21 protein-coding genes are annotated in these 21903 nt (G+C 42.1%); 9 read left to right on the forward strand and 12 right to left on the reverse strand.

Going from position 1 to position 21903, the window contains the following annotated elements:
* Positions 1 to 8 precede the first annotated feature (8 nt).
* From JOC27_RS02430 to JOC27_RS02445, 4 genes are all read left to right on the forward strand, one after another.
* The gene (locus tag JOC27_RS02430; RefSeq protein ID WP_205005413.1) at positions 9 to 1244 is read left to right on the forward strand and encodes a glycosyltransferase family 4 protein; all 1236 of its coding nucleotides are present in this window, start codon (positions 9 to 11) and stop codon (positions 1242 to 1244) included.
* Between the two features lie 17 nt (positions 1245 to 1261).
* Positions 1262 to 2248, forward strand: a complete 987-nt coding sequence (locus tag JOC27_RS02435; RefSeq protein ID WP_205005414.1) for a glycosyltransferase family 2 protein — start codon at positions 1262 to 1264, stop codon at positions 2246 to 2248.
* A gap of 70 nt (positions 2249 to 2318) precedes the next feature.
* Positions 2319 to 3422 (forward strand): glycosyltransferase, encoded by a 1104-nt coding sequence (locus tag JOC27_RS02440; protein ID WP_205005415.1) that lies wholly within the window; start codon positions 2319 to 2321, stop codon positions 3420 to 3422.
* Positions 3423 to 3517: 95 nt separating this feature from the next.
* Positions 3518 to 4963, forward strand: coding sequence for a flippase (locus JOC27_RS02445; RefSeq protein WP_205005416.1), 1446 nt, complete (start codon positions 3518 to 3520; stop codon positions 4961 to 4963).
* Positions 4964 to 5211: 248 nt separating this feature from the next.
* Here the strand turns inward: JOC27_RS02445 and JOC27_RS02450 are convergent, their stop codons facing one another.
* The 11 genes from JOC27_RS02450 to JOC27_RS02495 all read right to left on the reverse strand — a co-directional run bounded on the left by JOC27_RS02450 (position 5212) and on the right by JOC27_RS02495 (position 13874).
* Entirely contained in the window at positions 5212 to 6090 is an 879-nt protein-coding gene (locus JOC27_RS02450) for a beta-1,6-N-acetylglucosaminyltransferase (protein ID WP_205005417.1), read from the reverse strand.
* A gap of 69 nt (positions 6091 to 6159) precedes the next feature.
* Positions 6160 to 7269: a DegT/DnrJ/EryC1/StrS family aminotransferase gene (locus tag JOC27_RS02455; RefSeq protein ID WP_205005418.1), complete on the reverse strand. Its 1110-nt coding sequence runs from the start codon at positions 7267 to 7269 to the stop codon at positions 6160 to 6162.
* 7 nt (positions 7270 to 7276) lie between these two features.
* Positions 7277 to 8206 (reverse strand): glycosyltransferase, encoded by a 930-nt coding sequence (locus JOC27_RS02460; RefSeq protein WP_205005419.1) that lies wholly within the window; start codon positions 8204 to 8206, stop codon positions 7277 to 7279.
* A 56-nt stretch (positions 8207 to 8262) separates the two neighbouring features.
* On the reverse strand, positions 8263 to 9279 hold the full coding sequence (gene rfbB, locus JOC27_RS02465; protein ID WP_205005420.1) for a dTDP-glucose 4,6-dehydratase: 1017 nt from the start codon (positions 9277 to 9279) through the stop codon (positions 8263 to 8265).
* 22 nt (positions 9280 to 9301) lie between these two features.
* Entirely contained in the window at positions 9302 to 10177 is an 876-nt protein-coding gene (rfbA, locus tag JOC27_RS02470) for a glucose-1-phosphate thymidylyltransferase RfbA (RefSeq protein WP_205005421.1), read from the reverse strand.
* 62 nt (positions 10178 to 10239) lie between these two features.
* Complete coding sequence (locus JOC27_RS02475) at positions 10240 to 10671, reverse strand: sugar 3,4-ketoisomerase (RefSeq protein WP_205005422.1); 432 nt, start codon at positions 10669 to 10671, stop codon at positions 10240 to 10242.
* 281 nt (positions 10672 to 10952) lie between these two features.
* Positions 10953 to 11519 (reverse strand): NADPH-dependent FMN reductase, encoded by a 567-nt coding sequence (locus JOC27_RS02480; RefSeq protein WP_205005423.1) that lies wholly within the window; start codon positions 11517 to 11519, stop codon positions 10953 to 10955.
* 2 nt (positions 11520 to 11521) lie between these two features.
* Positions 11522 to 12589, reverse strand: coding sequence for an LLM class flavin-dependent oxidoreductase (locus JOC27_RS02485; RefSeq protein ID WP_205005424.1), 1068 nt, complete (start codon positions 12587 to 12589; stop codon positions 11522 to 11524).
* Positions 12590 to 12862: 273 nt separating this feature from the next.
* Complete coding sequence (locus tag JOC27_RS13630) at positions 12863 to 12943, reverse strand: YjcZ family sporulation protein (RefSeq protein WP_415641011.1); 81 nt, start codon at positions 12941 to 12943, stop codon at positions 12863 to 12865.
* A complete protein-coding gene (locus JOC27_RS02490; RefSeq protein WP_415641012.1) occupies positions 12916 to 13098 on the reverse strand; it encodes a hypothetical protein in 183 nt (60 codons plus the stop codon). The genes JOC27_RS13630 and JOC27_RS02490 overlap by 28 nt, the downstream gene beginning before the upstream one ends.
* Before the next feature lie 188 nt (positions 13099 to 13286).
* A complete protein-coding gene (locus tag JOC27_RS02495; RefSeq protein WP_205005426.1) occupies positions 13287 to 13874 on the reverse strand; it encodes a TetR/AcrR family transcriptional regulator in 588 nt (195 codons plus the stop codon).
* Between the two features lie 196 nt (positions 13875 to 14070).
* Between JOC27_RS02495 and JOC27_RS02500 the strand changes: the two genes are divergently transcribed.
* The 4 genes from JOC27_RS02500 to JOC27_RS02515 all read left to right on the forward strand — a co-directional run bounded on the left by JOC27_RS02500 (position 14071) and on the right by JOC27_RS02515 (position 18274).
* Positions 14071 to 15534, forward strand: coding sequence for a DHA2 family efflux MFS transporter permease subunit (locus JOC27_RS02500; protein WP_205005427.1), 1464 nt, complete (start codon positions 14071 to 14073; stop codon positions 15532 to 15534).
* Between the two features lie 369 nt (positions 15535 to 15903).
* The gene (locus JOC27_RS02505; RefSeq protein WP_205005428.1) at positions 15904 to 16893 is read left to right on the forward strand and encodes a bacteriophage abortive infection AbiH family protein; all 990 of its coding nucleotides are present in this window, start codon (positions 15904 to 15906) and stop codon (positions 16891 to 16893) included.
* A gap of 80 nt (positions 16894 to 16973) precedes the next feature.
* Entirely contained in the window at positions 16974 to 17699 is a 726-nt protein-coding gene (locus JOC27_RS02510) for an MBL fold metallo-hydrolase (RefSeq protein ID WP_205005429.1), read from the forward strand.
* Positions 17696 to 18274, forward strand: coding sequence for a TetR/AcrR family transcriptional regulator (locus JOC27_RS02515; protein WP_205005430.1), 579 nt, complete (start codon positions 17696 to 17698; stop codon positions 18272 to 18274). The genes JOC27_RS02510 and JOC27_RS02515 overlap by 4 nt, the downstream gene beginning before the upstream one ends.
* A gap of 426 nt (positions 18275 to 18700) precedes the next feature.
* On the opposite strand, the gene aldA is transcribed toward JOC27_RS02515, so the two are convergent.
* Positions 18701 to 20140, reverse strand: a complete 1440-nt coding sequence (gene aldA, locus JOC27_RS02520) for an aldehyde dehydrogenase (protein ID WP_338062758.1) — start codon at positions 20138 to 20140, stop codon at positions 18701 to 18703.
* Positions 20141 to 20476: 336 nt separating this feature from the next.
* Between aldA and fucO the strand changes: the two genes are divergently transcribed.
* Complete coding sequence (fucO, locus tag JOC27_RS02525; protein WP_205005432.1) at positions 20477 to 21649, forward strand: lactaldehyde reductase; 1173 nt, start codon at positions 20477 to 20479, stop codon at positions 21647 to 21649.
* Positions 21650 to 21903 lie beyond the last annotated feature (254 nt).

The following is a 21903-nucleotide window of genomic DNA, read 5'->3' on the forward strand; positions in this document are numbered from 1 at the left end:
GATTTTGGATGAAAGTTGCGATCGTGACCGCGGGCACGTTACCGGTACCTGCTGTTAAAGGCGGGGCGGTTGAAGCGCTGGTTGAGAATTTGGCGAAAGAAAACGAAAAATACCGTTTTCTTGAACTGGTGATTATTGGGGTTTTCGATAAAATTGCGGAGGAACAATCCCATCAATACCCTCACACTCGATTTATCTTCCTTCGATCCAGTCGGTTTATTGAAGCACTTGACAAGTGCGTTTATCTTATTGCCAAAAAGCTGCTAAAGAGAGGAGGCACTGCCTCTTTCCGCAATATTTTCCGTAGGTTTTTTATTTTGCGTAAGACAACGAAAATCCTTGCCGATGAAAAATTTGACAAAGTAGTCTTAGAAAACAGCGCCACATTGTTTAGAACGCTGAAAAGAAAGGGCAATGCGAAAAAATACGCGGGCAATTATTATTTTCATATTCATAATGTGGTCAGCGGAAGTTATGGTTGCAAACAGATTATCAAAGGATGCAAGACTCTAGCAGTCAGTAACTATATCAATCAAACGTTGCCGGACTTTATGCAAACGATATCGAGGCAAAATCGTCATGTGGTCTATAACGGAATTGATACCAAACGTTTTTTTCGCATTATCAGTAAAAAAGACAGTGTTAAATTGCGCGAAAAATTTGGACTTGAATCAAACGATATCGTCCTCATTTTTGTCGGCAGATTAACCCCGGAAAAAGGGATAAAAGAGCTGCTCGAGGCGCTCCGAGAAATGGATACGCCAAACATAAAACTACTGATTGTCGGTAGTCTTTTCTTTGATAGCAATCTTTGGAGCCCGTTTGAAGAACAACTCAAGCAAATGAGCGAAACGATGAAAAATAGGGTTATATTTACAGGATTTATAGCCAATAAAGAGATGCCAACGATTTATGCGATTGCTGATATTGCCGTTCTGCCTTCCATTTGGGATGAACCGGCTGGATTGACGATGGTTGAAGCCATGGCGTCTGGATTACCGCTTATTACAACTATATCTGGCGGTATTCCAGAATATGTAAATGAAGAGTGCGCCATGCTCTTACCTCGAGATGAGTATATCGTTAATAACATTGTCCGAGCGCTAAGTGAATTGGTCACGAATGATGAATTGCGCCGCAGAATGGCGAAGCGAAGTCAATTAATCTCAAAAAATATGACTCTTGATCGTTATTATTGGTCCTTTATTAAAGAAATATCGGACGAAACAACTGAGACGTATTGAAGGAGGCAGTGCTTACTATGGAACCACTAATTAGTGTGATTGTTCCGGTGTATAAGACAGAAGAATATCTGGATCAATGTATTGAAAGTATTGTCGTGCAGACTTATCGCAATCTGGAAATCATTTTGGTCGATGATGGATCCCCAGATCGCTGTCCTGAGATCTGCGACGATTGGGCAGAACGTGATCCACGCATTCGCGTCATCCATAAAGAAAATGCCGGAGCCTCGTCAGCTCGAAATACTGCCCTGGATCTTGCAAATGGCGACTATCTAGCATTCGTTGACTGCGATGATTGGATTCATTGTGATACTTATGAACTGCTCATGAATAATCTCAAGGTAGAACATGCAGACTTGTCGATCTGCAGTGAATTCCAGGTTTTTGGAAAGAGCATTCGGCGACCTGAAAAAAAGGAAAATGTTTATTTAGTTATGAATAGTGAGGAAGCTTTCCAACGAATCAACAGCATTGGTTATTTCGGAGTGGGTGTATGGGATAAGCTCTATGCCAAGCATTTGTTCGATCATCTGAGATTCCCTGAAGGGCGCATTTGTGAGGACTATATGCTTACCTATACAATACTGGATCGGGCGCGCACCATAGTTTATGACGCGACACCGAAATACTATTATCGCCAGCGTAGCGGAAGTTTGACCCACAGTACAGAAATAGACCTCTGGTCGGTTGAATCCTCAGAAAAAATGTTGACTCTCGTCAGAAAAAAATATCCATCGATTGAAACGTATGCTCTCTCCGGTTATCTTTTTGCCAGGGTCGGTGTTTACGATTTGCTCCTCCGCACAGATGCGCACGAACCGAAATGGAAGGCTTTCCAGAAAGAGACACGTAAACTTGTCCGTAAGAATTATTCAAAACTTGCATCATTCATTGAACTGCCGACTCCAAGGCGTTTGCAATTACTGTTTTTGGGATGGTTTTCACTGATTTACACGCCTCTATTCAAGCTCTATTACAGGTGGAAAAACCGGAGTATTCATTGAGTTTTTTTGAATCAATGAGAAACCGATCCTGTACGTCTTTGGAAAATAACAAAAGGGAGGCGGTTCGTGGATGGAACGCGTGTTAGTTTATGGTCTGGGAACGTCTGTCGGCGGCATGGAAGAATACGTGATGAACCTATTCCGAACGATCGACTCATCTAAATATGTTTTTGATATTATTCCGCATGGCGGGAATTTTTTCTATGCCGAGCGCGAAGTCAATCAACTAGGCGGAAAAGTGTATAAAATTACTTCACAAGCCAAGCATCTGCTCCAATCAATGAAAGAATTAAACAAGCAACTAAAAGCATTGCGCATCAGCCACAAGATACTCTATTTCCAGTCCTGTGGTTTTTATAACGTGGTGCCTTTTTTATTAGCGAAAAAATACCACTATACGATCATCACGCATGGTCATAATACGCGGGACCATGGACGAAGTAGAGCTGCCCAGCTGTTGCATTGGATCAATCGCATCTACGTGCGACGGATTTCTAAATATTGTTTTGCCTGTTCTAAGGCGGCAGGTGCATGGATTTTCGGAAAACGTTTTATGCATCAAAACAAAGTGATCATCATCAACAATGCGATTGATTGTGAGAAATTCAGGTTCAGCGAAGACGTACGGCAAAAGATTCGCAGGCAATTAAATATCAGCAATGATCTAGTGATTGGTCACGTGGGTCGATTTGTTGATCAGAAGAACCATGACTTCCTTATCGAACTTTTTTATGCGATTCATCAACAGAATGATGCGACGAAGTTGCTCTTGATCGGGGAGGGGGAGTTAAAATCAGCCATTGAGAACAAGGTCCATGTTTTAGGTTTGGATCACGCTGTGTTGTTTCTCGGAAAACGAGAAAATATTCCTGAACTGCTCTGGGCGATGGATGTTTTTGTACTTCCGTCTTATTTCGAGGGGTTACCGGTTTCCGCCGTAGAAGCACAGGCTGCCGGTTTGCCTTTAGTGCTAGCAGATACGATCAGCACTGAAACAAAGCTAACAGAACGGGTGCAGTTTTGTTCCTTGAAAAAACCGATCGCATACTGGGTGGAAATCGTTCTATCCGATATATCAGAGCATAAGGATACGACAGAGGAATTAAAGTCAAGCGGTTTTGACCTAGAGTGTCAGACGGGCCAGTTTGTGAAGTTATTAAGACGCCTGACTTGATTTATGAACATCAACTTGTCTAAGCGATGCTCTCTTGCCCGAGCAACACGTTGTACGAGCAGGTTTACTATATTGAGTTAAGGGTGAACGCTGAAATGAGTATTAAAAAAAATTATTTATATAATCTGATCTATCAAGTTTTAGTCATGATCCTGCCACTCATCACTGTTCCTTATGTTTCGCGTGTCCTGCTTCCGCATGGCGTTGGGACCTTCGCATATACAGCTTCGATCGTTTCCTACTTTTCTTTTTTAGGCATCCTTGGCATTGATACTTATGGAAATAAGCTGATTGCCATGTCCAGGGATGATAAGCGAAAGATGAGTGAGAACTTTTTCAGCCTCTATTTTCTGCAGCTGATGCTTACGATGACTTCATTGATCGTTTATATAATCACTGCCATTTTCTTCATTCAGCAGGACCGGTCAATTGCCTTGATTCAGACAATTAGTCTACTTGGAACCGTTTTTGATTGCTCCTGGTTTTTTTTCGGCATCGAACTATTCAAAAAAATTGTCACGCGGAATATTATCATTAAGCTACTTTCTTTAGCAGCGATTTTCATATTGGTGAAACAGCCATCGGATTTACCGGTTTATACAGTAATTATGTGTCTTTCTGTTTTTCTAAGTTCGCTAATTATGTGGGTTTACCTTAAAGGGCGAATCATGATCGTTAGGGTTTCCTTTCGTCAGATCATGACGCATTTAAAACCATCGATGATCTATTTTATTCCAGGCATTGCGCTTCAGGTCTATTTCGTTCTGAACAAAACAATGATCGGCATTGTGGCCAATAATAGTGAGGTTGGCATTTTTGACTATGCAGATAAAATTAGAATGATGGCTTTATCCGTGGTGACGTCGCTTGGAACGGTCATGCTTCCCAGAATGGCGCATACATTCGCTGTCGGAAAGATTGAGAAAGCGAAGGAGTATCTTCTTAAATCACTGGATTTCTCCACACTTTTAGCGATTCCGCTGATGTTCGGTGTTGCGGCTATTGCCAAAGAATTTATTCCTTGGTATATGGGCGAGCACTTTTTAAAAAGCATTGTTGTCTTGATTATCCTTGCGCCGACAATTGTACTCATGGCTTGGAGCGGCGTTTTTGGCACGCAGTATCTGCTTCCGCTTGGAAAGATGAAGGCCTATACGGCTTCGGTCTATGCGGGAGCAATTGTCAATTTTGGAGCGAATCTGTTACTCATAAAGCCATTTGGATCGATTGGTGCAAGTTTCGCGACGCTTGCTGCGGAGGTCGTGGTGACACTCGTGCAGCTTTATTATGTCCGGGCACTTATTCCATTCAAACATATTGTTCCAAAAACGATGTATTATTTAGGGGCAGGCACCGTGATGTTTCTATTGCTTCAAATGATCGGGCGTATGATGGGGGCGTCAATCCTAACGACTGGTGTTCAAGTAGCACTTGGCTGTGTCGTTTACTTTGCAAGCATCGCGCTTATTGAAACGATGAAACATGACGGTATGGTTTATCATGAAATTGGAAAGGTGTTACAGAAATACAGGAGCAGGTGACAAATAGGGTGAAGGGTCCTGATAGAAAAAAAGTGCCGGTGCCAATTTTTTTTATGCGTTAAGAATGTATACGATTTCAGAGGAAATAAGTATAAGATACACGCCGCGCGTCTCATTAGACAACTAGAATCTGCGCGGCTCTAACACGGTGCTCTCACAAGATGCAAGCGCGTTACACTGTATTTTCCACACAAAATCATATTTGTTTATTATTACAAAAAAAGCGGACATTGCGATGTCCGCTTCAATCAATATACGTTCCTGAATTTTTCAATTTCATCGATGATTTTTGATGATTCATCATTGAATTTTCGTGCGAAGCAATAAATGGCTAACTTGTGATTGCCATAAATAAATTCATTTTTGAATTGTCGTAGATGCATGCTTTGAATAATCGAGGGGTAGGGAGGACCAGATTCCCAATCGGTATAGGTTAGCGTATTCCGGACCGTATGTGCGAAAGGGGAGTTCATTATGATCGTTTGAAAAAACATTTCATCCGGGACGAATGTATGTTTAAAGAATGAGACCCATTCATCATTCGTAGATAAAAAGCTTAACAGATAGTCAACAAATGCATTATTGAATGCCCACCATTGACTGCCGGCATAGGGCCGATAATCTTGGTGCGTTTGGGGATAAGCCCTTCGGATTCCGGAAATACGAACCAACCGGTTTGTTGCCTTAGCTGGTAAGGATTGTAGCGTCACGTCTCGATCACATTCGAGGCGATAACAAAACAAGCGATCAAAAGTCTTATTGAGCGTAGGCATGGGTTCAGCTTCGATAAAATTTATTGCTTGATTTTTCTCAAACAATTCTTCAATATAGGCATTGCTTTTTATTGGGTAGTCCACGCCGCTTAAGAGTACAAAGCGATCAAAACGTTCAAAATGGAAAGCGGCTTTTAACAGTTCAATAGTCGCTTCCACCATGCTGAACCCGCCCCAGTTGATGGCATAATGCTGCGGAATTACTTGGACATGATAAAATTCATCAAAGGATACCGTGGGTGCTTTCCGATCAATATGAATAAAAAAGTACGTATCCTTGGTTTGAATCGCTCGGATTAACCGCTTTAGATGATCAAAATGATTATGGGCAATCACTAAGTAGGCAATCTTCATTTTTGAACACGCTGCTTTCTTTTAAGCTTTCCTTTTAGCTGTGCGAAAAATGTTGATCGGTGTTCTTTTTCAAAGGGCGTTTGGTTTCCATCCATTTGTTGTCTCAATCACATAGCTTATTTCCTCATCAGTCATCCCATACCACATCGGGAGACTGATTTCTTCATCGGCAATTTGTTCGGCAATTGGCAACTGCCCGCGACTCATGTTTAAATCCTTATAGGCTTCCTGAAGGTGAATGGGGATTGGATAGTGAATCACGGTCTGGATTCCGTTTTCTTCTAAGTACTTCTGGAAATCCTGCCTTTTCTTGGTTCGAACAGCAAAAACGTGCCAAATAGGCTCAGAATCCTGGTTGATTGATGGCTTTATGATTTGAGTCTGAGTAATTTGCGTGAGGTATCTTTCAGCAATCATTTGTCTCTGCTTATTCCACTGATCTAAATGGCGCAGTTTTATCCTTAAAAAACCTGCCTGAATCTCGTCGAGCCTGGAATTAATGCCTTGATAAATATTATGGTATTTCCGATCGGATCCATAATTGGTTAATGCTTTTACTTTTGTCGCTAATGCCAGATCATTTGTGACCACGGCTCCTGCATCCCCGAGCGCCCCTAAGTTCTTACTCGGGTAAAAGCTGAATCCAGCAGCATCGCCAAGATTTCCTGCCCGGATGCCTTTGTATTTGGCACCATGTGCTTGAGCAGCATCCTCGATTACTTTCAACCCGTATTTTTTGGCAATCTGGTTAATTGAATCCATATCCGCAGGTTGACCGTACAAATGAACGACAATAATTGCCTTTGTTTTCTCTGTAATTTTCTCTTCAATGAGCTCAGGGTTGATCAAATAGGTTTTGATATCCGGCTCAACAAATACGGGTTTGGCGCCTGTATAGGATACGGCAAGGGCCGTCGCAATATAGGTGTTGGAAGGGACGATGACTTCATCTCCTTCATGAATTTCATATCCTCTTAGGATTAAGTATAACGAGCTGAGTCCGTTCCCACAGCCAATACAGTAGTTTGCACCACAAAAGTTTGCAAATTCGCTTTCGAAGCTTTTAACCTCTGGGCCATTGATATACCAATCTTTTTGGTAAAGATCATGAAACTTATTTAAAATTTCTTTCTCAAGCTCTTTGTGCATTGGCCCAAAACTAACGAAAGATACCTTCATCGTTCGGTCATCTCCTAGAAATTTGAAGTTTGCGCTTAACTAGATTTTTAAGGAGGTTTTTCACTCGGAGCATCATTTTGGCCACAATGACGTCAAGATAGATCCAGCTAATCAGGAACAGACGAAGCTTTTTCTCCGTTCGTCTACGGTAGTCAAACATCTTTTCTCGGTATAAATGCGTGCTTATTTTTTCTTTGAAGGGCAATATCTCCTGTGAGAGGACTCGGTTAATGTCTGCTTCTAACAGTGGATTCTTTGCTTTACCGGTGCTGATCCCGCCTAGTCTGTATTTTATGATCGTACGATTGATGAAATGAATGCGCTCGCCGGATCGCGCTAATTTTAAGTACAACGGGTAATCATCCAAAACTTTGTAATTTTCATCTAAAAATCCATATTTGTCAATTAATTTCCGACTATATGAGGTGCAAGCGCCAGCTATGAAATTTCTTCTACACAATTCCTCGAAAAGTTGATCCATATTATTGAAAAATATCAATTTTCTCTTTTCTGGGGATCGGCGTAAAAATGTTCTCAAACTTTGGTCATATTCGTCCATATAGCCGGTAATAATCGTAGCATCTGTTTTTTGAAATTCAGCCACTAATAAACGAATGACCTGTTCGTCGTAGAAACAATCATCACAATCTAAGGGGACAATAAAGTCTCCTTTACATCTTTTTAGTGTGTGATTCGAATTTTTTACAATGCCGAGATTTGCCTCATTTTGCATCACTTGATAATTGACGATGTTCCCATGTTTGTTTTTTTCTATATAAGATTCAAAAGCGGTTTTATTAAACGTTTTCGAGCAATCATCACTTATGATGATCTCGATAGTTGGATAATTTTGGTGGAGGACGGAATCGATGCATTGCTCCAAATAATTAGAATTATTATAGGTTAAGATCATCACAGACACTAATGGATGTCCCAATAGGAAACACCTCTTTTTCATGGTGTATGATCAAATAAATATTGTTTAATCCCGAGTCACTCAATACTTCTACCGTATTGTTTTTTGTAGAAATTCATGTATGCTCCAGTTTTTAGTTTATGCCACCATTCTTTATGAGTCAGATACCACTGAATGGTTTCGTTAATTCCTGTTTCAAAGTTATATTTTGGCTTCCAAGCAAGTTCTTTTTCTATCTTTGTTGCGTCAATTGCGTAGCGCCGGTCATGTCCCGGGCGATCGGAAACATATTTAATCAGGCAATGCGGCTTGTTCAACTTATCGAGAATGCGTTTGACAAGATCAATATTGCAGATTTCATTATGACCACCAATATTATAGATTTCACCGGGCTTTCCTTGATGTAAGACTTGATCAATTGCTGCACAGTGATCGGCAACATAGAGCCAATCACGCACATTTTTCCCATCACCGTAGACGGGCAATTCTCGATCTTCTAGAGCATTCGTGATAATTAAGGGAATGAGTTTTTCAGGAAAATGGTAGGGTCCATAGTTATTGGAGCAGCGTGTAATATTAATCGCTAATCCGTACGTTTGATAATAAGCACGGACGATCATGTCTGCTGAAGCCTTGCTCGCAGAGTAGGGGCTGTTTGGTGCTAATGCGGTTTTCTCGGTGAAATAACCCGTTGGTCCTAAGGATCCGTAGACTTCGTCGGTTGATATTTGCAGGTATTTGTTCAAGTGTTTGTTTTTTGCTGCTTCAAGCAAGGTTTGTGTGCCAAGCACATTTGTTCTGATAAATAAATCCGGTTGGGTGATACTCCGATCAACGTGGGATTCAGCGGCAAAATTAACAATCGTGTCAATCGCAAATTGATCAAGGACAGCATGAATCAGTTCGCTATTGCAGATATTCCCATGAACAAAATGATAGTTTGGATGGTTTCGAACCGCCTCCAAATTGTCTAAATTGCCGGCATAGGTCAGTAAATCAAGATTAACGATTTGATAGTTGGGGTGGGTCTTTAACATATAATGAATAAAATTACTACCTATAAAACCGGCACCTCCAGTTACTAATACATGCATCAATACTTACCTCCGTTCAATGCTATTGAACATGATCCTTCAATATATTCAAAAGATATTGGCCATAATCATTTTTTTTTAAAGGCTGAGCCAGCCGAAATAATTTATCTTCATCTATATAACCCATACGATAAGCAATTTCTTCAAGACTTGCAATTTGCAATCCTTGACGCTTCTCAACGGTTTGAATAAATAGGGAAGCACTTAACAAAGCTTCATGAGTACCTGTATCAAGCCACGCAAATCCGCGGCCGAGTATTTCAACAGTGAGTGCTCCTTGTTTTAAATAGGCTGCATTCACTGAAGTAATTTCCAACTCGCCTCGGGCAGAAGGTTTAATCTCTTTTACAATATCGACCACCTGGTTATCATAGAAATAAAGACCGGTTACCGCATAGGCTGATTTCGGCCGTTTTGGCTTTTCTTCTATTGATGTGACGTTGCCCATTTTATCAAATCCGATAATGCCGAATCGCTCGGGATCTTTCACTTTATAGCCAAATACGGTTGCCCCTTTTTTTTGTGAGGCAGCTTTATGCATAATCTTTTTAAAATCATCTCCGTAAAAAATGTTATCGCCAAGAATAAGCGCGACAGGATCGCCACCGATAAATTCTTTACCCAATAGAAAAGCCTCAGCCAATCCGTCGGGCTTTGGCTGAATCTTATATTTCAGCTGTATCCCAAGCTGTGACCCGTCACCAAGCAATGCTTTAAAAAGAGGGGTATCTTTGGGTGTCGAAATAATGAGTATATCCCGGATGCCAGCCAACATTAAAACGGACAATGGATAGTAAATCATCGGTTTATCGTAGACAGGCAGTAGTTGCTTCGATATCGAGCACGTAATCGGATATAAACGCGTACCGCTTCCACCAGCCATGACAATTCCTTTCAAGAAAATCCCCCATTTCGAACGAATCCTTTCGACAAGGCAGAAGAAAATCGGTGAGTAATAAATTATAAAGGGTTTACAGGATGTTCTGCGAACGTGGCTTTTGCCTCCGTTAAATAATGGTTATAGTCTCTTATGTAGTCCTCTCCAGCATAATGTTCTGAAGCGACGACTAATAGGACGCTCTTTTTTGTAAAGTCAAACATTTCATGCCAGACAAGTGGACCAATATAGAGACCAACCGAAGGGTTGTTTAACTCGATGATTTGTTCTTCGTTTGGGTTCTTAACCTTTATTTTTATCGAACCATTCAGACAGATAAGCACTTGTTGCAGCCTTCGATGTGCATGAAAGCCTCTGGCGATGTTTTGCGCGACACCAGTAATGTAGTAAATGCGCTTTATTTTAAATGGGACATGAATCTTTTCTTCAATAGACGTTAAATGACCGTCTTGACTGGCGATATCCTTAAATTTCAGCAACGCGCAATTATACATGATGAACGGATCAACCTCCCATTAGAAGTCGGCCTTCGAAATAAATGGTCGCATGATTTTACAAAGCCTCTCGCATCTTTTGTATATGCGCTGCTTTCCAAAAAGAGTACAACAAGTTCGGTTGTTACCATGTGAGTTGTTTGGAGGAAGGGGCGCAAATGTGTGTAGAGCCTGTGACAAGTGTTTGTTTCAGGAAGCCTAATAGAAAGGCGAGTTTGAAGATTTTCACACAAAAAAAAATCCCAACGTTGTCACGAAGGGATGATTATTGGACGATGAAGTTAAAAACCATATTCCTTTTCTTTCTCTTGACGCAACGTAGTATAGGTCTTTGTCACAAGGACCATATCCTCAATCAGACGATTGATTCGAAACAGAATATCGTCATTGATAATCTGCTTTTGATAGAAATCTTTTTCTTCGATAAAGACATAGGTCTGTACGATCTGCGCTTTCATATAAGCGAGAATGGGTTTGAGTTGTTGTTCGGCCACAAGGTAATGCTTCGGCGAACCAGCGGTGATAACCATGCCGATCACTTTGTCGCGAAATGCGTTGACTGGAAGCAAGTCAAATATATTTTTGAGCGTGGCTGGAATCGAAGCTTGGAAAATGGGGGTACCAATGATTAATGCATCCGCATCCATGATCGTTTTCGTAACCCATTGCGTATCGCCTTCATACTCGAGATAATTCCGTCCATCGCTGAATGGAAGTTGATAATCAGCGAGGTCGATTAAAGTCGTCGCAACATCTGGATAGTGTTCTTTGAGCGCTTTTAAAGCATAATCCATGGCTATTCTTGTTTTGCTGCCCACAATTGAACTGGATAATACGACAAGATTCATTCTTACACCTTCTTATTCGTTTGCGTATATTTTCGAATCGCTGGCAAGATTTTCTCGCCAATTACTTGAATATTCTTCTTGACCTTATCAGACGGCATGCCGCCGAAATCGATTTGGGCAATATAACGTTGATTCCCGAACAGTTCATGCTGATAAAGAATTTTTTCGATGATCTGCTGCGGGCTACCGATATTGATTATACTATGCGGATCAGTCCCTTGGGCGAATAACTGCTTTGGAAAGCCCTGACCATTCGTATGTTTCATGCCTTCGTTAATTCGCGGATACAATTCCCGAAGCGCTTCGCGCCCAGTATCAGCGGCAAAGAAAAAGCCAGCTGTGGTGACAGGAAGTGTTGCAGGATCATGGCCACTTGCCTCTGCAGCGTGTCGATAGGCGTCAATCGTCTGCTTAAAGGTGGAAGCTGACCCGCCTAAATGTGCCATAAACATAGGCACGCCGGCGTAACCTGCCTTTATCGCACTGGCTGCAGTGCCACCAACTGCTCTCCAGATCAGCATGGATCCGTTTTTCGGACGCGGCAATATTTCTGCATGCTTAAGCGGCGGGCGGAATTTGCCTTGCCAGTCAATGACTTGCGCCGCATTGATTTTCAAAAGCAGATCGAATTTCTCTTCAAATAAATCTTCATAATCGCGCAAATTATAACCAAGTAAATTAAATAATCCAATCCGCGATGCGCGTCCAGCGATAAGTTCGGCTCGTCCGCCTGAGATCAGATCGATTGTTGCAAAATTTTCGTAAACACGCACGGGGTCAGATGTACTGATAATGGTTGATGAGCTTCCGATCTTTATATGTTTTGTTGCCTGAGCAATCGCTCCGAGTACGACTGCGTGCGCTTGGGTTGCGAAATAGTCCTGATGGCTTTCGCCAACACTGAAAAAGTCAATGCCGGCTTGATCAGCCAGTTTTGCATATTCAATGATTTCATGAATCCGTTGTTCGGCGGATATCCGTTTACCCGTCACGGGATCCGGCAGATGATCGCCGAGCGTATAGATGCCAAACTCAAGTTTATGGTTTGGCTTGAATTGGGAGTCACTCATTTATATGATCCTGTCCTTTAATTTGATATTGTTGGGATTGCCATTCCTGAATTTGGCACAATGGATGTGCGCAACAGCTTTGCTTAATAGCAATTGTCAAGCGTAGCATGTTTCGTGTTTAGTTCTGTCTCTGTCAAGGATAATACAAATGAGAAAGAATATCGATTAACTTGCTCTTATAAACATATTCTAAAAAAGAGTACAGAAAAAGAGCACCTGTGAAGGTGCTCTTAATGGAGAGTGGATGTATATGGGCATTTGTGAATCAAAGTCTTATTCATGATGCTCATGATGTTCATGATGTTGGAATGTTGAACCAATAATAATTAACAAGATAAACAAAACAATGAGCAGAGCGAAACCACTGCCAAAGCCGGTTCCACAACCACAACCATAACCATAGCCAGAGCCGTAACCAGAGCCAGAGCCATAACCGTAACCAGAGCCAGAGCCATAACCGTAACCAGAGCCAGGACGACCGCAACCGCAGCCTCCCATATAAGGACCACCCATAACGACACCTCCTCATCAACGTGATGCTGCATTATATGTCAACAGAGATAAACGTGTATGAGGCAAATGCCTAATGAATCGGAAGCGAGATGAATAAAGGTGGGGAAGGCATCACAGGTGCAACCGTTATTTTTCAGGGTTCATGCAGGTGGGATGGGCGATGATCAGCGGAAAGCGACGCCTATTATTTTATAAACAGAGGATTAATAAATGATTGAATGAAATACGCAACGACATCTTGTTCACTGTATCGTTTCTCCTTGCGAAGGTAAAGATAGATTTTCGGATTGATTGAAGCAATCCATGTGTGGGCGGTAAAATCTGTTTGGATCGGTTTTATCTTTTTTGTGGTAATGGCTTCTTCAAGTAGACGACGTATGATCTGGTGTAACAATTGATAGGGCTGCGATTCATAGAAGGTTTGTTTTTTTCCTTCACAAGTAGCCGCATCGTGAATGGTTTCAATAAAAGACACATGACATTCGAGAAAATGGACGTGTTCTTCTAGGATCGCGATTAATTTTTCTTCCACGGTATTAGGCTGTTTCACAATTTGGGCGACGTGTTCTGAAAGCAAGTGAAATTTTTCATGCATCAGTTCCATGCACAATGCGCCTTTATTCACAAAGCGACGGTACATCGTTCCCTGTCCTATGCCAGCTGTTTGTGCGATTTGGTGCATGCTGATTTTTTCAATTCCATATTTTTCAGCTAAAGCTTCCGTCGTTTGCAGGATCGCTAGACTGATGGTATCCTTGCTGCGCCTTTGCATGTGAGCCTCCATAAGTAATGCCTTTCTATTTTGAAGTCCGATTGATTGACAAGCGGACAACTGTCCAGTATTATTTTTAGGCAATTGGACAATTGTCCGTATTGACCAGTCTTTTCTGTGATTTATTTTAAACACGAATGGTTTACAGGTCAATAAAAGAACATAAGTGATAGCGAAGCAAAATGGAGGATGAAAAATGACGTTACAAGGTGAATCTAGTGCCTATTCCGTGCAAGCAACAACAATTAGAGAAATTATTGCGCCACTTCTGGCAATCATTGTCGGCATGTTTATGGTTATTTTGGATGGAACGGCCATGAATGTTGCACTGCCTGGGCTTGTTAAAGATTTTCATAGCACATTATCGGTCGTTCAGTGGGCGGTGACCGGCTACGCGCTCTCGCAGGCTGCTGTCATTCCGCTGGCAGGATGGCTCTCCGATCGTTTTGGATCGAAAAAGGTCTTTTTATTTTCTGTTTTGATGTTTACGATCGGTTCCGGACTTTGTGCGCTTGCCTTAGGAATCAATCAATTGATTGTATTTAGAATTATTCAGGGACTGGGTGGCGGCATGGTCGCGCCAATTGCCATGGCGTTTGTGTATCGGCTCAGTCCTCGAGCCAAGGTCGGCGCAGTCATGGGGATGATTGGCATTCCGATGTTACTCGCACCGGCACTCGGTCCTGTTTTGTCCGGTTGGCTCGTCGAATACGCGAGCTGGCATTGGATTTTCATTATTAATTTGCCAGTTGGCGTACTTGCGCTTTTGACTGGTATTCGAACATTGCCAAATTTTACGAGAAAGTCTGTTCCTGTGTTGGACGTTCTCGGCATGGTTCTGGCGCCGCTCGCTTTTGCTTCATTGGTTTATGGTGTCAATGAAGGCAGTTCGAGCTGGACTTCAGCGCGAACGATGATTGGATTAATATTTGGTGGTATTTTGCTTGTACTTTTTGTCATCACGGAACTTCGCCGCAGACAGCCGTTACTAGAACTTCGTGTTTTTCGATCAGCAGATTTTTCGCGTGGCATCGTCGTACAATGGGTGACCCAAATCGCCTTATTTGGTACAATGTTTCTTCTTCCGTTGTTTCTACAGCAGGGTAAAGGGTTCACGCCTTTTGAATCAGGACTGTCAGTGCTTCCTCAGGCGATTGCTGCAGCTGTCTTCATGCCGATTGGTGGCCGACTATTTGATCGCTTTGGCGCACGACCGGTTGTTATCACCGGTTTGATTTTTGTAACTTCCGCAACCTATTTGCTGTCTGGTATCTCGGCAAGTGATGGATCGCAGGCGCTAATTCTCCCATTGGCGCTGCTTGGTGCAGGAATGGGGCTTTCAATGATGCCACTGAATACGCATATCATTCAAGCTGCTCCTGAGGATATTGTCAGCCGGGTCACTTCGTTGACCAATGCTTTTCAACAAGTAATGATGTCTTTTGCTGTAGCAGGATTATCGACTATTTTGTCCAGCCGAATGAAGCTACATCTAAAAGACGGTTTTCAGCCGCTTCATGCGTTATCCACTTCGTTCGGCGAAACCTTTTCTGTCCTGATGGGGATTGCAATCGTTGGCATGGTCTTGAGTCTCATGCTCAGGAAACCAAAGAATAAAGAGGACGGTACAGGTTCGGCAAAAGTTGCAGCAGAACATTGAGTGAAAGCAACAGGATGAGGCGCCGCATCAATTAATTATCGCCTTAATTTGAAATAAGCAGATCAGTTATTATTTTTTCTTCTAGATAGGGGCACATTTTTCTCGTAAGCAAGACCGTAAAGCAGAAATTGGTTAAAATGCTGTGAATTATCTCGACGTGTGCATCAGCTGATTCAGTTGGTTAGAAATTGCTGTGAATGAGCAAGATAGCAGAGGGAATTTTATTTGGACAGTTATCTTAAATTTGTATCAGAACCAAAATACCAGAAAGATGATTTCCTGTCTCAAGCGCCCGACGCAGAAGATCTGGCGAGGCGAAGCTAAAAAGTTCCTTAGACTAGTTCCTTTGAACACATGGAGATCATAGAGATGTCGAAATTGTTTATTATAGGGAACGGATTTGATTTGGCACATGGGCTTCCAACGGCCTACCAGGATTTTCATCGCTATCTCTCAAACTTATATACCGAAGCGGAAACACAGCAACAGATAATTCCTGAGCCCCATAAAACACCCCGAGGTGAGTGGGTCTATGAAATGGATCAGATTGTTGGCTTTTTGATGACATTAATCGCTAATTCTCAAAGAGCCGGGAATAACTGGAGCGATTTAGAAGAAGCGCTGGGTCATTTGGACTTTTCCTACTGTTTTGACTGGTTTGAAAAGCCTTTAGAGAAAAACGGTGCTGTCGATCGAAAAAAATTAGTTCAGATAAATAAAGATATATCCGCAGATCTTGAGGGACCGACTTTAAAAATCCTTGATTTTTTTTCAAGTTGGATTGATTCAATAAAAATAGACAAGGATATTGTAGCAAAAAAAGATTTTCAAAAATTGATCAACCTCAGCGAGGATCTTTTTTTGACTTTTAATTACACGAATACTTTAGAAAAAGTATACGGTGTATCGCGGAATGTCTGGCATATTCATGGCAAACAAGGAGAAAAGCTAATTTTTGGACATGGAAACAGCCAGGGGTATAACGATGCATGTATCCATGAGAATATCGGCGCGGAGCATGCATTAAATTATATTCGAAAATCATTAAAAAAAGATTGTCAATCCGCATGCATGCGAAATAAAGACTTTTTTGACGTGTTGAAAATGCACCCAGTAAATAAAATTTATTCGTATGGCTTCTCATTTTCAGATGTGGATAAAATTTATTTGAGAAAAATTTTTAACTGTATCGTAATCGACGTGCCACTTGGACAGTTGACATGGTATTTTAATGATTATGACAAAAACAATTTCGAAGGCTACAAGAAAATACTAATTAATTGTGGCTTCGATGGCCAATTCGCGACTTTTCATATCGCAGAAGATTTCAATCAAGCCAATTTTGAAAAGAGCGAATGAGCAACAGATGCTTTTCTTTTGCATAAACTAATATGCTTAGTTAAAATACTAAATATATTAGTTTATGGGGGCTTGAAGAGATGAAGATAACAAGGGAAGGTTCCATTTTTCAGCTAACTTTCTTTCCGTCTTGCTTTCCAGTCAATTGTTATATGGTGGATGAAGGGGAAACATTAACACTTATCGATACTGCTTTGCCATTCAGTTATAAAGGGATATTGAAATTTGCTGAAAAAATCGGTAAACCGATAACGCGGATTATTTTAACACATGCCCATGGCGATCATATCGGCTCGCTTGATAAACTAACACAATTGTTGCCTGCATGCGAAGTTATCATTTCTACGAGGGATGCCAAATTGCTATGTGGCGACCTGACGCTTGAAGTGAATGAGCCGCAGACACCCATTAAAGGAGGCGTTCCAAAACCTGGGGAAATCCAGACAAAACCTTCTCGTTTCGTTTCTGAAGGGGACAGTGTCGGACCTTTTCGCGTGATTGAATCCCCAGGTCATACCCCAGGCCATATCGCTTTATTTAACGAAGAGACTAAAGCCTTGATAGTCGGTGATGCTTTTCAGGTACGGGGAGGGGTAGCTGTTTCAGGTGATTTAAAGCCACTTTTTCCTTTTCCTGCTCTGGCAACATGGAATAAAGAAGTAGCGCTCAGAAGTGCTGAAAAGCTCCAAAGATTGTCACCCAATTTATTAGCCGTTGGACACGGTAAAATTTTGCATAATCCTGTAAAATTTATGGAACAGGCGATTCAACATGGGATTCAGGCATTAAAGAGCGGTAAATCATGAGAGAGAAAATTACCAAACAAACCATTTTGCAGGTGAGTACAGAGATTGTCAATCAGCAAGGGTTTGAAGCGTTGACGCTTGCTAAAGTCGCAAAGACTTTGAAAATTAAGACACCCTCATTATATAATCATTTGTCTGGCCTGAAAGAGTTAAAGTATATGCTAACTCTTAATGCGTTAAATCAATTAAAGCATGCGATTACAAGCGCCGCAATTGGAAAGTCAGGTGAAAGGGCACTTAAAGCGATTGGTTTTGCTCAAATTCAATTTATGAGAGAGAACCCCGGCTTATATGGATTGACAATAAGTATACCTGATTCTTGTGATCCACAAATCGCTCAAGTCAGTTCAGAGATTATTGCCATTTTTCTACGCGTGTTGGAACCGTATCATTTGCGTGAGGCATCAGCAATCCACTTTGTCAGAGGATTACGTGCGCTTTCGCATGGTTTCAGCACATTGGAGAAACAAGGCGGATTTAATATGAACATTCCTCTTGAAAAATCGATCGACCTTGCGTTTGACACATTGATTCGCGGCCTGATTGGCGCGTTATCTGTAAACACGATGCGGTAATGAAATGTTCGGTGATTTTTACAAGACCAAACTATCCTTGTGAGACACAGTCAAGAACAGATTTTTGTCAAAAAAAAGTAGATACATGTCGGATCCTGCGCTTGCCCGGGCAATAGATCGGTGCTTATTTCCTCCAAGGCCCCGCAGATTATTGCCTGTTTGAGGGGGCTCACGGTACGCCCGTGGCAAGCGAACAATAGGGCCAATAAATGATTAATAACAACAACAGATTTTAGCAGAGCCTATGACAAAGCGCTTAAAAGTAGGCTAAGAGACGATTCGAAAAATCAGAGGCTGACAAGAACCCTCAATTAAAAAGCATTGGGAGACGCAAATTTAGATCCCCCAATGCTTTTTCATAATATCATTTTGTAAAGAAGAGCGCAGTTGTCCCTGCCTGGTAAAGCATTTAATTCTATCATCCAATTATTTCGAAGTTTCAAGGTAGACAACATGCGTTTGCAAATACTCTTCAAGGCCATGTTTGCCATCGGCACCGCCGATACCTGATTTTTTCCAACCGGCATGAAAGCCTTGCATCGCTTCGAAATTCTCACGATTGATATAGGTCTCTCCAAAATGGAGCCGTCGAATGGCGAAAAAGGCGTTTTCCAAATCCTTTGTGTAAATGGAAGAAGTGAGTCCGAAATCGGAATCGTTGGCGAGTTCGATTGCTTCATCGAGCGTTGCGAATTCAGCAACAGGAATGACCGGCCCGAATGTTTCTTCATGCATGATATCCATTTCATTTGTGACGTGCGTCAGAACAGTTGGTTCAAAGAAATAACCTTTATCCGAAGCACGTTTGCCGCCTAAAGCGAGTATAGCACCTTGGTTTACAGCGCGATTTACTTTTTCTGTAACGTTTTCGAGAGCGGCTTTTTCAATAAGTGGCCCCATATCCAGATTATGGATTTCAGAAGGATTGCCATACTTAACAAGTTGCATTGCTTCAATTAATTTCTCTGTAAAAGCTTCTTTAATGTTCTTATGGACATAGACGCGTTCGGCGCAATTGCATACCTGTCCTGTATTAATCACACGAGAGGCGACAATGGCTTTGACGGCGAGATCAAGGTCGGCATCATCCATCACGATTGCTGGCGCTTTGCCACCGAGTTCAAGAGAGACTTTTGTAATATTTTTGGCGGCGGTTTCCATTATTCTTTGTCCTGCAGGGACGCTACCGGTTAGGCTGATCATGCCCACTTTGTCGTTTTCCGCCAAGGCTTGGCCAATGACAGAGCCTCTCCCTGGCACCATATTGAAGACGCCTTTCGGAAGACCAGCCTCTTCGACAATCTGTGAGAAAACGTAAGCATTCTCAGGTGTCTGTTGACTCGGCTTGATGACAATCGTATTACCAGTGACAAGGGCAGGACCGGCTTTACGGGCAATAAGAAAGAAAGGAAAGTTCCAAGGGAGGATGCCGGCGATCACACCGATTGGTTTCTTAAATAATAAGATATTTTCGTTTGGCCGATCGCTCTGAATAATTTCGCCTTCATAGCGACGCGCCCATTCGGCTGTATAGTCCAGATAATCAGCGGTGAACAGCACCTCTGTGTTTGCGAGTTCTTGCGTTTTTCCGCCTTCTCTGACAATAATTGCAGTCAGTTCACCCGCTCGCTGTCGGATACCGTCCGCAATCTTGTGAAGATAGCTACCACGCGTAATTGCCGGAACACGCGCCCATGTTTTCTGGGCTTCGTAGGCGGCTGCAACAGCACATTCCGCATCGGCGGTGCTAGTGTCTGGGATCAGGGAGAGGATTTCTTCGGTCGCAGGATTGACCACATCAATCCATTTTTCTGTCTGCGGCTCAATGAATTTTCCATCAATAAACGGTAATAATTTTTTTGTCACTTGTTGTTCCTCCTTATAACAAATCGTAAGTTGACAAGCCGTACATCCCTTGTACGTCAAAAATAAAAATAAGAAAGGGCTTACAAAATAAGTTATCATAGCTGTAGCATCGTTTCAAATAAAACAGCTTAAAACCAAACGATTTTTTTACGTATTTGTTAAAATAACATGAAAACAGTTGATTATTAATCAGAAATAAGGCAGAATAAATGTTGGAAGATAACTGTTTCAATGTTATTACTTTTATTCGTCTTTGATTCATTTTGTTTGGGATAACTAGGTTTTTCTTTTTTTAAAATGGTATGTGAATAAAATCACATTATGGAGGGGATCGATATGGTTGTCAGTAGAATGATCTTGAATGAAACATCGTATTTTGGAAGCGGTGCCATTAAGAAAATTGTGGATGAAGTGAAAAAACGCGGGTTTAAAAAAGCATTGATCGCGACAGACAAAGATCTAATAAAGTATCAGGTGGCGACAAAAGTGACGACGCTACTTGAAGAAAACGCACTTGCCTATACGATTTTTGACCAGATCATCCCGAATCCAACACTGGAGGTTGTTCGTGAGGGATTGGCAGCTTATAAGGAAGCTGGCGCGGATTATATTCTTGCTATCGGTGGTGGATCATCAATTGATACCGCGAAGGCGATAGGGATTATTGCTGCCAATCCTGAGCATGAAGATATTATCAGTCTTGAAGGCGAACCGGGGACGCGTCAGCCAAGTGTGCCGATTTTAGCTGTACCAACTACTTCTGGGACGGCTGCAGAGGTAACAATTAACTATGTAATTACTGATAGAGCACATAATCGAAAGTTTGTTTGTGTCGATCCACATGATATCCCTATTGCTGCTTTTATTGATAGTGATTTAATGATGGGTATGCCAAAGGCCTTGTGCGCGGCAACAGGCATGGACGCTCTGACGCATGCGATTGAAGGCTATATTACCAAGGGTGCATGGGAATTGACAGATATGATGCATTTGAAAGCGATTGAGATCATTGGCCGCTCACTCAAAGACTCTGTTGCAGGCGATCATGAGGCTCGAGAAGCAATGGCGTTGGGTCAATATATTGCCGGTATGGGCTTCTCAAATGTTGGCCTTGGCCTTGTACACGGCATGGCGCATCCGCTTAGTGCCTGGTATAACGTGCCACACGGTGTTGCCTGTGCTTCGCTGCTCCCGACAATTATGGCTTATAATAAAGACTACACTGGAGAAAAATATCGCGCGATCGCTGTTGCCTTGAATGTTCCGAACGCCGCCGAAATGCCACTCGATGACGTTCGCAATCAGGCAGTTGCCGCTGTCCGGCAGCTTGGAAAAGACGTAGGAATTCCGCAGAATATTACTGAGCTCGGCGTTAAAGAAGAAGACATTCCGGCAATCGCAAAGGATGCGCTGGCTGACGTTTGCACTGGAGGCAACCCAAGAGGGACTACTGTTGACGCTATCAGCGCACTGTATCGTTCGTTGCTGCTCTCCGTTCCGAGCCGTTAAATCGAGAAGGGTAGTTGCAAATAAAAAGACCAGGCCTCAAACGAGCCCTGGTCTTTTTGTGCGTTAAGAATGTATAAGATTTCTGAGGGATAAAGTAACAGAAAAACAAAGATTCTGCTATTTTCAAGACTTGGTTTTTTCACGTTTTTCTAAACGGATAAGAAAGTTTTTCGCACTAAAACGCAGCGAGGTGCGCTGGTGCCTTGCGGGAAAAGCGAGCAGCCGAAGCGCAATAGTTAAAAAAAGGACTTACT

Origin of the sequence: Sporolactobacillus spathodeae (assembly GCF_016908935.1) — a bacterium.
Classification (GTDB): domain Bacteria; phylum Bacillota; class Bacilli; order Bacillales; family Sporolactobacillaceae; genus Sporolactobacillus; species Sporolactobacillus spathodeae.